Below are 12,204 nucleotides of genomic sequence, written 5' to 3'. Positions count from 1 at the left end.
TTTAAAAGTAAAGGGATTAGAGTTGAGCTATTTTTAGCTTTAAGGAAGGTGAAGTAACATGGAATTTAACATTTGGATGTGGATTATTTTAGCAGTTATTATCATTGTCACTATAGCTGTTATTCTTATATTAACAGTTGGTTCAGTTTATGAAGAACGTGCTTACGATAAACGTTCAAAAGAAGAAAAACGTAAAAACACAGAAAAGAACCTTCAAATGGCAAAAGGTCACACAGATGAAGAAAGTGAAAAGAGTGAAGCACCACACCATCAAACTGAAGATAAAGCACATCATTCAGTAGATAATGAAAAGTTTGAAGAACGGTTTAAAGACAAAGATAGATAAGTAGAATATTTTTTAATTTATAAGGCTCTGACATGTAGATGATGATCATACATGTTAGAGCTTTCTAATTGTTCGCAATAAAGTGCCTTTTCCACATATAGTTCATGAAACGTTAAAATCTTTTTGACACTTTCGTTAACGTCTAAGTTATTGATTGTAATACTATATATAGTGTTATATTTTGTAAATAGATGCCATATATAGAAAAAAGGTGATAATATGACGGCTTTAGAACAATCATTAACACGATTGATAACAAAAGACCCGACAATATTAAATGAAAATGCAAATAAAGATAGTAATACTTTCTCTACAATGAGAGATTTAACAGCTGGAACTGTATCTAAGTCATATGCACTAGAAAATCTACTTCCAAAACACGTAGCTAAAGCACATTTATCTGGAGATATACATTTCCATGATTTAGACTACCATCCTTTTCAACCATTAACGAATTGTTGTCTAATTGATGCTAAAGATATGTTAGAAAATGGCTTTGAAATAGGTAATGCACATGTGACATCCCCTAAATCAATACAAACCGCATCTGCACAACTTGTTCAAATTATCGCAAACGTATCAAGCAGCCAATATGGTGGTTGTACAGTTGACCGAGTAGATGAATTATTAAGTACATATGCTAAATTAAATGCAGAACATCATCGTGAAATGGCACAACAATATGTCCAACCAGATAAAATAGAATCTTACGTTGAGCAACAAGTGACAAAAGATATCGGCGATGCCATCGAAAGTTTGGAATACGAAATTAATACACTTTATACTTCCAACGGTCAAACGCCATTTGTAACATTAGGATTTGGTTTAGGTACAGATGAACTTAGTCGCAAAATACAACAAGCTATTTTACGTACGCGTATTAAAGGACTGGGTAAAGACCGTATGACAGCTATTTTCCCGAAACTTGTCTTCTCAATTAAAAAGGGTACTAACTTTAGCCCCGATGATCCCAATTACGATATTAAACAACTCGCACTTGAGTGTTCAACGAAACGTATGTATCCTGACATCTTAAATTATGACAAAATCGTTGAACTTTTGGGTGATTTTAAAGCCCCAATGGGTTGCCGTTCATTCTTACCTAGTTGGAAAGATGCAACAGGAAACTTTGAAAATAATGGCCGCTGTAACTTAGGCGTTGTCACATTGAATATCCCAAGAATTGCAATAGAATCTAATGGTGATATGGCCAAGTTTTGGGAGTTATTTGATCAAAAAATGCAATTGATGCATGATGCATTAGTTTATAGAATTAAACGCTTAAAAGATGCAATACCTAATAATGCGCCAATTCTATATAAAAGTGGTGCTTTTAAATACAAATTAAACGCTTCTGAAAATGTAGAAGAACTGTTTAAACACCAACGTGCGACGATTTCAATGGGTTACATTGGCTTATATGAAGCCGCAACAATGTTTTACGGTCCTGATTGGGAGGATAATATTGAAGCTAAAACATTTACATTAGATATTCTAAGAGAAATGAAATATTATCAGAATGCATGGACTAATCGATATGATATTTGGTTTAGTATTTATAGTACGCCAAGCGAATCTTTGACCGACCGATTTTGTCGCTTAGATAAAGAGCGCTTTGGTGAAATACCTGATATTACCGATAAAGGATACTACCAGAATTCCTTCCATTATGATGTGCGTAAAGATGTAACACCTTTCGAGAAGTTAGATTTTGAAAAGGATTACCCTTACTATGCAAGTGGTGGTTTCATCCATTATTGCGAATATCCTAAACTTAATCACAACATTAAAGCGTTAGAGGCAGTGTGGGATTATTCTTATGATAAAGTTGGCTATTTAGGAACGAATATTCCTATTGATCATTGTTACAAGTGTGATTATGATGGTGATTTTGAAACTACTGAAAATGGTTATAAATGCCCGAACTGTGGAAATAGCGATCCTAAGACCGTCGATGTCGTGAAAAGAACATGTGGTTATTTAGGAAATCCAGTACAACGACCAGTGATAGAAGGACGTCAAAAAGAAATTTGTGCAAGAGTTAAACACATGAAGGAACCACGTTCATGAGCATGTTAGACATTAAAACAGGACAAAATCATATTGCTAAAATTGAAAGTCATAGCTTTGTGGATGGCGAGGGTGTACGTTGTAGCGTATATGTATCAGGATGTCCTTTTCAATGTAAAAAGTGTTATAACGAAAAAGCACAGAATTTTAAATATGGTGAAACATTTTCTGAAGATATCTTGCAAGAAATACTTGAAAATTGTGCCCCCTCGTATATTTCTGGAATCAGTATTTTGGGTGGAGAGCCTTTTTGCAATTTGAATATATCTTTAAAGATTGCACGAGCGTTTAGAGAGAGATTTGGTTACAGTAAAACGATTTGGATATGGACTGGCTTTCTATTCGAATATTTGAAACATCAAACGGATGAACGACGAGAATTACTTGAACTTACTGATATTTTAGTTGATGGATTATTTATGTATCAGTTATACAAACCCAATTTACCTTATAAAGGCTCTCTTAACCAACGCGTGATAGACGTTCAAGATTCTTTACGTAGCCATGGGATTATTGAATATGTGTAATAATGAAGCGGGTGTTAACACTCGCTTCAGTTTATTTCAAAATCTAAAATGTTAAAAGAGTTATTAAACACTAAAGTAGGAAAAATGATAATACCTAATCAAATTTAAAGTGATAATAAATAATATTCTACCTATATATATACTATTTACATCTTTAAGTGATAAAATATTAATGTATACAAAATTTGTTCACCAAGTTTAAGGAGATCTTCTCATGGTTTTATTTATCATAGAAATCATAATAATGATTCTTGCGATATTATTAGGTCTTAGAACAGCTGGCGCACTTGGATGTGGTATCTTTGCGATTGTGGCTCAGTTAATAATGATATTTATCTTTCGATTACCTCCAGGTTCAGCTCCTGTTACAGCAGTTTTAATTATCCTATCTATTGGTATCGCAGGAGGAACTCTTCAAGCAACAGGTGGTATTGATTATTTAGTTTATATTGCTTCGCGTGTGATTGAACGCTTTCCAAAATCGATTATATTTATTGCTCCGATGATTGTTTTCCTTTTCGTCTTTGGTATAGGTACGGCTAATATAGCTTTATCCTTAGAACCTATTATTGCAAAGACGGCGCAGAAGGCACATATACAACCTAAGAGAGCCTTAACTGCATCAGTTTTAACTGCAAATTTAGCACTGCTTTGTAGCCCTGCAGCTTCAGCTACCGCATATATCATTTCAGTTTTAGCAGGATATCATATATCGATGGGTAAGTATTTAAGTATCGTGTTACCAACTGCTCTTATTAGTATGTTGCTACTTAGTATTTTTTGTACTTTTGTAGGGCGTAAAGAGAAAGTACATGATTCATCTGAGCGTTTAGTTCAAATGCCGGAGGACGAGCTTGAAAATCAATTTTCAGGAAAAGTAAAAATAGGCGTGCTAAGCTTTCTATTATGTGTGTTAGGCATCTTAACATTTGGTATATTCCCACATCTTATGCCTACATTCGATGTTAATGGAAAGACAGTCAAAGTAGAAATGACTGAGATAGTACAATTCTTTATGTATTTAAGTTCAGCAATTAATTTACTATTAGTCAAAATTAACACATCAGATATATTAACTTCTCATATTACGCAATCAGCAACAGGAGCTTTATTTGCTGTGCTTGGACCTGGTTGGTTAGGTGCAACGATCTTTAATGCGCCACAAAATTTAAAAATATTAAAAAATGATATCGGACAAACGATTAGTCAAGTTCCATGGTTAGTCATTATATTGGTTTCCATTGTAGCGATGATTGTAATATCTCAAACTGCCACTGCATCGATTATGGTGCCGATTGTTATGAGTTTAGGCATTCCACCTATTTATTTCGTAGCCATGGTACAAACATTGAACGTTAACTTCGTGATACCAGCTCAACCTACATTACTATTTGCTGTGGAGTTAGATGAAACAGGCAGAACGAGACCAACCAGCTTCGCCGTCCCAGGATTCTTTGTGATTACTGTATCTATCATCATTGGGTTCACTATTAAAGCACTATTAGGTTATTAAAAATTAAATCATTCTCTACGGTTTACTTAAACTACTTTTCAATTTCTTATGGAAAGTAGTTTTTCTTTTGTATAAGGAATTATTTCTTTAAGAGTCGAAGTTTTGAAAATAAATAAATATTCTTTGAATGCGTATTTTTATGCATAATCAACATTCTGTAAAATTCGTTTATTTTGTTAAATTTTAATTTAACACTGTTGTCATAGTCATTTTAAATGAACATTAAAATGCTTAAAACTATATAAATATTCACTATAACGGTTAAAAATCTTTGTATGTAATTTGCATTATTATTAAAACTTCGTTATTGTCTTTTTTGTGAATCAATAAATATTGAGCGTAATTGAACACACGATTCATAAAAATAATATTAGGGGGATCACAATTGAAAAAGGAAAAAGTTATGGACTGGACGACCTTCATAGGCGTAGTCATAGTATTACTTTTTGCCGTTATACCTATGATGGTTTTTCCGAAAGCAAGTGAAACAATCATCACAGACATCAATAGTGCCATTTCTAATTCAATTGGTTCTGTGTATTTATTTATGGGACTGGCAATCTTTTGTTTCGTTCTTTACATAGCGTTTGGTAAATACGGCAATGTCACATTAGGGAAAGCAAGTGACAAGCCAGAATTTAATAATTTCACATGGGCTGCGATGCTATTTTGTGCGGGTATCGGCTCAGATATCTTGTATTGGGGTGTGATTGAGTGGGCATTTTACTACCAAGTCCCACCTAATGGTGCAAAACCAATGTCAGATGAAGCACTTCAATATGCGACACAGTATGGTATGTTCCACTGGGGCCCTATTGCATGGGCTATCTATGTATTACCAGCACTACCAATCGGTTACCTTGTATTCGTTAAGAAACAACCGATTTATAAAATTAGTCAAGCTTGTCGACCTATTTTAAAAGGTCAAACTGATAAATTTATCGGTAAAGTTGTAGATATATTATTTATATTTGGTTTACTTGGAGGTGCCGCTACGTCATTAGCACTTGGTGTGCCAATGATTTCAGCTGGTGTTGAGAAGTTAACTGGTTTAGATGGAACTAATATGGTGTTACGTTCAATCATCTTATTAACCATTACAGTTATATTCGCAATTAGTTCTTATACTGGATTGAAAAAAGGTATCCAAAAATTAAGTGACGTCAACGTGTGGTTATCATTCATATTACTAGCGTTCGTGTTTATCGTTGGTCCAACAGTGTTTATTATGGAAACAACGGTAACTGGGTTCGGTAACATGTTAAGAGATTTCTTCCACATGGCGACTTGGATGGAACCATTTGGCGGTATTCATGGTCGTAAGGAAACTCATTTCCCTCAAGATTGGACAATTTTCTATTGGTCTTGGTGGTTAGTATATGCACCGTTCATCGGTTTATTTATCGCCCGCATTTCTAAAGGTCGTACACTTAAAGAAGTAGTATTAGGTACAATGTGTTACGGTACATTAGGATGTGTATTATTCTTCGGTATTTTTGGTAACTATGCAGTTTACCTACAAATTACTGGACAATTTAATGTTATTAATTATTTAAATAGTCATGGTACTGAAGCAACAATCATTGAAGTAATGCATCAGTTACCATTCCCGACAATTACAATTATTTTATTCTTAATCTCAGCATTCTTATTCTTAGCAACAACATTTGACTCTGGTTCTTATATCCTAGCAGCTGCTTCACAGAAAAAAGTTATCGGGGAACCTTTAAGAGCCAATCGTTTATTCTGGGCATTCGCATTATGTTTACTTCCATTCTCACTCATGTTAGTGGGTGGCGAGAGAGCACTTCAAGTATTGAAAACAGCATCAATATTGGCCAGTGTACCTTTACTCGTCATTTTCACCTTTATGATGATTTCCTTCCTCATCATACTGGGTCGAGATCGAATAAAACTTGAAACACGTGCAGATAAATTGAAAGAAGTTGAACGACGATCACTTCGAATCGTTCAAGTCAAAGAAGAACCAGAAGACGATAATTTATAAATACTAATTCAAAAAAGCCAAGGGATATTCACGTTTAAATACGTTTGAATATCCCTTGGCTTTTTTACGTTATAATTTAAATTTAATTTTATTCATTTTCATGTTCAGGAATAGGGAAGTATTTGAATATTTCTCCAGATTCCAATGACTCGCTTAATTGTTCTAACCATTCATAATATATTTTTGAATGATCTAATTGAGCTTTAACATTTAACGCATCTTCTCTCGCTTCTTCATCTAAATTTTCTTTATTTAAAAGCGGATTGATAATCTTTTCGGCATCTTTAATTGCCTCCATGTTTGTATCGATCTCTCGTTCCCATTTTCTTGTAAAGAAGTTTCTGAAGAAATTAAAGAAGTCTTTCTCTGCGATAAAATGTTGTTTACGACTTCCGCGTGTAAATTGTTGTTTAACAATGTCGTATTCTTGAAGTTTCTTTACACCTGAACTCATACTTGGTTTACTCATTTGTAATTGTTGACGCATCTCATCTAGTGTCATGCTGCCTTCAAAAACCATGATGCCATATAAATTGCCGACGCTACGATTAATACCATACAAATCCATCGTTTCTCCAATAGAGTTTATCACTAAATCTTTCGCTTGTTCGACTTGGTGCGCGTCATTATTCGTACGTGTCATCACTGCACCTCCAATTCTAATATTCAATTTTTTTACCACGTCAATTAAGTTAAATAACTTAAAATTGAAAATTTTACATGCCAAACTATTATAAAACCTTTTTACAAAAATTAAAATTAATTTATCAAATTAAAGTTGTAAGTAAGGAGAATAATGTTAAGTTTGGATATTTACTTGTGTATTACAAATGTATTTTAAGAAATTGACACGTTTTCAATACCTATGCTAACATAAATTTGTAAAATTCGTTAAATAAAAATTTAACAAACTTAACGGAGGTTGTTTTGATGGAACTTGTAGATAAATTATCAAACCGTCAGTATATCGATGGTGAATGGGTTGAAAGTTCAAATAAAAATACAAGAGATATTATAAATCCTTATAATCAAGAAGTTATCTTTACAGTAGCTGAGGGGACTAAAGAAGATACGGAAAGAGCAATTTTAGCTGCAAGAAGATCATTTGAAGAGGGCGAATGGTCACTTGAAACAAGTGAAGTTAGAGGTAAAAAAGTAAGAGCCATCGCAGATAAAATTAAAGAAAATAGAGAAGAATTAGCTAAACTTGAAACATTAGATACTGGTAAGACATTAGAAGAGTCTTATGCAGATATGGATGATATTCATAATGTATTCATGTATTTCGCAGGATTAGCTGATAAAGATGGTGGTGAAATCATTAATACGCCAATTCCAAATTCAGAAAGTAAAGTCATCAAAGAACCTATCGGTGTAGTTACACAAATCACACCTTGGAATTATCCTTTACTTCAAGCATCATGGAAGATTGCACCTGCATTAGCTACAGGTTGTTCTTTAGTTATGAAACCTAGTGAAATTACACCATTAACAACAATTCGTGTATTTGAATTAATGGAAGAGGTTGGTTTCCCTAAAGGTACAATCAACTTAATTCTAGGTGCAGGTTCAGAAGTTGGCGACGTAATGTCAGGCCATGAAGAAGTTGACTTAGTATCATTCACAGGCGGAATTGAAACAGGTAAACACATCATGAAACAAGCTGCTGACAACGTTACTGAAGTTGCTTTAGAACTTGGTGGTAAGAATCCAAACATCATTTTTGACGATGCAGACTTTGAATTAGCAGTGGATCAAGCTTTAAATGGTGGTTATTTCCACGCAGGTCAAGTTTGCTCTGCAGGTTCTAGAATTTTAGTTCATAACGATATTAAAGATAAGTTTGAAAAGGCACTGATCGACCGTGTAAGTAAAATTAAAATTGGTAATGGTTTCGATCAAGACACTGAAATGGGACCAGTTATTTCAACTGCACATCGTGAGAAAATTGAAAATTACATGGAAGTTGCTAAACAAGATGGCGCTACAATTGCTATCGGAGGTAAACGTCCTGAACGTGAAGACTTACAAGCAGGATTATTCTTTGAACCTACTGTTATCACAGATTGTGATACATCAATGCGTATTGTTCAGGAAGAGGTCTTTGGACCAGTCGTAACTGTTGAAGGTTTCGCAGATGAAGAAGAAGCAATTCGTTTAGCTAACGATTCAATCTATGGATTAGCTGGTGCGGTATTCACTAAAGATATTGGTAAAGCACAACGTGTAGCTAACAAATTAAAATTAGGTACCGTTTGGATTAATGATTTCCATCCTTATTTCGCTCAAGCGCCATGGGGTGGTTACAAACAATCAGGTATCGGTAGAGAACTTGGTAAAGAAGGACTTGAAGAATACTTGATTACTAAACACATCTTAACAAACACGAATCCAGAACCAGTGAATTGGTTTAGTAAATAATTCTTGCATTTGAAAAAGTATGCTGATTTAATTTTCGAAATTAAAAAATATTCATTGCGAGTGAGCGCTTAGAAAAACTTAATGGCGCTCACTTCAATATGTAAAACCTTTTAAGAAAGAGATGTTGAAAAACAAAGAAAACTATCAATTTTGGAGGTCGAATTTGATGAGTAGAAAACATGATTCATATGATTACATCATTATTGGTGGCGGAAGCGCAGGTTCAGTACTAGGTGCCCGTCTATCTGAAGATAAAGATAAAAATGTATTAGTATTGGAAGCTGGACGTAGTGACTATTTCTGGGATTTATTTATTCAAATGCCCGCAGCATTAATGTTCCCATCTGGTAACCCATTCTATGACTGGAGATATCAAACTGAAGAAGAACCTCATATGGGACGTAAAGTTGACCATGCTAGAGGTAAAGTGCTTGGTGGATCAAGCTCAATTAACGGTATGATTTATCAAAGAGGTAACCCAATGGACTATGAAGGCTGGGCAGAGCCAGAAGGTATGGATACATGGGACTTCGCTCACTGCTTACCATATTTTAAAAAGTTAGAAACAACTTATGGTGCATCACCTTATGATAAAGTACGTGGACATAACGGACCGGTTAAATTAAAACGTGGACCTGCTACAAATCCACTATTTAAATCATTCTTTAATGCAGGTGTTGAAGCGGGATATCATAAAACACCAGATGTAAATGGCTTTAGACAAGAAGGATTTGGTCCATTCGATAGTCAAGTTCATCATGGTCGTCGTATGTCAGCATCTAGAGCGTATTTACGCCCAGCAATGAGACGTAGAAATCTAGACGTAGAGACACGTGCTTTCGTTACGAAACTTAATTTCGATGATAACAATAGTAAAAAGGTAACAGGCGTCACTTATAAGAAAAATGGTAAAGAACAAACGGTTAAAGCTAACGAAGTCATCTTATCAGGCGGTGCGTTCAACACACCTCAATTATTACAATTATCTGGTATAGGTGATTCAGAGTTCTTAAAATCTAAAGGCATAGAGCCACGTATGCACTTACCAGGTGTGGGTGAAAACTTTGAGGATCACTTAGAAGTATACATTCAACATAAATGTAAACAACCTGTATCATTACAACCAAGTCTTGATGTAAAACGTATGCCGTTTATCGGTTTACAATGGATCTTTGCGCGTAAAGGTGCCGCAGCATCTAACCACTTCGAAGGTGGCGCATTTGTAAGATCAAATGATGAAGTGGATTATCCTAACTTAATGTTCCACTTCTTACCTATAGCTGTACGTTATGATGGTCAAAAAGCACCTGTTGCGCATGGTTATCAAGTTCACGTAGGTCCAATGTATTCAAATTCAAGAGGTAGCTTGAAAATTAAATCTAAAGATCCATTTGAAAAACCAAGTATCGTGTTTAACTACTTATCAACTAAAGAAGATGAACGCGAGTGGGTAGAAGCAATTCGTGTTGCACGTAATATTCTTAAACAAAAAGCTATGGATCCATTTAATGGTGGAGAAATATCACCAGGACCAGAAGTACAAACTGATGAAGAAATTCTAGATTGGGTACGTAAGGATGGCGAAACAGCATTACACCCATCTTGTAGTGCTAAAATGGGCCCTTCTTCAGACCCTATGGCTGTTGTAGATCCATTAACTATGAAAGTTCATGGCATGGAAAACTTACGTGTCGTAGATGCATCAGCAATGCCACGTACAACAAATGGTAATATTCATGCTCCAGTTTTAATGTTAGCTGAAAAAGCAGCAGACATTATTCGTGGTAGACAACCATTAGAACCTCAATATGTAGATTACTATAAACATGGTGTTCATGATGAGAAAGCTGGCGCAATGGAAGACGATCCATTTTATCAATATTAATCGAAATAAGTTCGTCAATTAAATGAACAAAAGCTATTCTATAATTAGCGAAGCCTTTAAGTGAATTGAATTCAAATTCATTTAAAGGCTTTTTATTTATGTTTTGGCAATTCATTTTTCTTCTAATTTTCAAAAAGTGCAATATTGTAGTTGTTAATATCATAAATAAAAAATATAGTAAAAAGACACTGTGCAACATTCCTTGACGATTAAGTTCTATAATTGAATTGAGGAGAGGATATAAATGAATCAAGAATTAATTAAACGTTTACGTGAGAAAGAAAGTAAAATGATTGAAATCAGACGATATCTTCACGAACATCCTGAACTTTCTTTTCATGAAACTGAAACGCCTCAATACATTGCCAATTTTTATAAAGAGAAAGATTGTGACGTTGAAACGAATGTAGGACCCAATGGTGTTAAAGTAACAATTGATAGTGGGAAACCAGGTAAGACGATTGCGATTCGTGCAGATTTTGACGCATTACCTATTGAAGAACAAACTGGACTGTCATTTGCTTCAAAAAATAAAGGCGTTATGCATGCGTGTGGCCATGATGCGCATACAGCATATATGCTTATTCTCGGAGAAACATTGATAGAAATGAAAGAACAATTCAAAGGTAAAGTCGTTATCATTCATCAACCTGCAGAAGAAATGCCGCCAGGTGGGGCCCAAGGAATGATTAAAGATGGTGTGCTTGATGGTGTGGATCATGTATTAGGTGCGCATGTTATGAGTACGATGGAAGCAGGTAAAGTCTTTTACAAAGAAGGCTATGTTCAAACAGGTCGTGCTTATTTTAAATTAGTTGTACAAGGTAAAGGTGGTCATGGTTCATCACCTCACATGGCTAATGATGCAATTGTGGCTGGTTCCAACTTTGTCACTACTGCTCAAACAGTAGTATCAAGACGTCTGAACCCATTTGAAACGGGTGTAGTCACTATAGGTTCGTTTGATGGTAAAGGTCAATTCAATGTGATTAAAGATCAAATTGAAATAGAAGGAGACGTTCGTGCTCTAACTGACCAGACTAGAGATACAATTCAACAAGAATTAACTAGAATTGTTAAAGGTATAGAGGAAACATTTGGAGTAACATGTGAATTCGAGTTCAAAAAGGATTATCCTGCGTTATATAATGATCCAGAATTCACTTCATATGTCGCAGAAACAATCAAAAATGCACAAATTGATGATATTAAAGGTGTTGAGATATGTGAACCTCAGCCACCATCAGAAGATTTTGCATTTTATGCTACTGAATTACCAAGTACATTTATTTATTCAGGTGCTGCACCTGAAGATGGTGATATTTACCCTCACCACCATCCAAAATTTAATATTAATGAATCATCAATGCTTGTTGCTGCTGAAGCAGTGGGCACAGTTGTTTTAGATTATTTAACTTAAAAGGAGATTTTAAC

Annotated in this window: 9 protein-coding genes; 8 read left to right on the top strand and 1 reads right to left on the bottom strand. The window is 34.8% G+C overall.

Annotated elements, in window-relative coordinates:
- Positions 1-58 precede the first annotated feature (58 nt).
- The 5 genes from MHI13_RS20680 (at position 59) to MHI13_RS20660 (ending at position 6,464) form a co-directional block, all read left to right on the top strand.
- Positions 59-346, top strand: coding sequence for a hypothetical protein (locus MHI13_RS20680; protein ID WP_002436232.1), 288 nt, complete (start codon positions 59-61; stop codon positions 344-346).
- Positions 347-565: 219 nt separating this feature from the next.
- A complete protein-coding gene (gene nrdD, locus MHI13_RS20675; RefSeq protein WP_002436208.1) occupies positions 566-2,416 on the top strand; it encodes an anaerobic ribonucleoside-triphosphate reductase in 1,851 nt (616 codons plus the stop codon).
- A complete protein-coding gene (gene nrdG / locus MHI13_RS20670; protein ID WP_002436158.1) occupies positions 2,413-2,943 on the top strand; it encodes an anaerobic ribonucleoside-triphosphate reductase activating protein in 531 nt (176 codons plus the stop codon). Before nrdD ends, nrdG begins: the two co-directional genes overlap by 4 nt.
- A gap of 214 nt (positions 2,944-3,157) precedes the next feature.
- Entirely contained in the window at positions 3,158-4,456 is a 1,299-nt protein-coding gene (locus tag MHI13_RS20665) for an anaerobic C4-dicarboxylate transporter family protein (protein WP_002436174.1), read from the top strand.
- 385 nt (positions 4,457-4,841) lie between these two features.
- Positions 4,842-6,464 (top strand): BCCT family transporter, encoded by a 1,623-nt coding sequence (locus MHI13_RS20660; RefSeq protein ID WP_002469734.1) that lies wholly within the window; start codon positions 4,842-4,844, stop codon positions 6,462-6,464.
- An 88-nt stretch (positions 6,465-6,552) separates the two neighbouring features.
- Here the strand turns inward: MHI13_RS20660 and cudC are convergent, their stop codons facing one another.
- A complete protein-coding gene (gene cudC, locus MHI13_RS20655; RefSeq protein WP_002469880.1) occupies positions 6,553-7,107 on the bottom strand; it encodes a choline uptake/conversion transcriptional regulator CudC in 555 nt (184 codons plus the stop codon).
- 287 nt (positions 7,108-7,394) lie between these two features.
- Between cudC and betB the strand changes: the two genes are divergently transcribed.
- From betB to MHI13_RS20640, 3 genes are all read left to right on the top strand, one after another.
- Positions 7,395-8,885, top strand: coding sequence for a betaine-aldehyde dehydrogenase (betB, locus tag MHI13_RS20650; RefSeq protein ID WP_002432685.1), 1,491 nt, complete (start codon positions 7,395-7,397; stop codon positions 8,883-8,885).
- A gap of 166 nt (positions 8,886-9,051) precedes the next feature.
- Positions 9,052-10,770: a choline dehydrogenase gene (betA, locus tag MHI13_RS20645; protein WP_002432573.1), complete on the top strand. Its 1,719-nt coding sequence runs from the start codon at positions 9,052-9,054 to the stop codon at positions 10,768-10,770.
- 244 nt (positions 10,771-11,014) lie between these two features.
- Positions 11,015-12,190 carry a M20 family metallopeptidase gene (locus MHI13_RS20640; RefSeq protein ID WP_002432669.1) on the top strand — a complete coding sequence of 392 codons (1,176 nt, stop codon included), beginning with the start codon at positions 11,015-11,017 and terminating at the stop codon, positions 12,188-12,190.
- The last annotated feature ends 14 nt before the right edge of the window (positions 12,191-12,204 follow it).

The sequence above is a fragment of the Staphylococcus sp. FSL K6-0223 genome (genome assembly GCF_038008285.1).
Note: the sequence above shows the minus strand (reverse complement) of the source record. Positions and strands in the feature narration are given on the sequence as shown.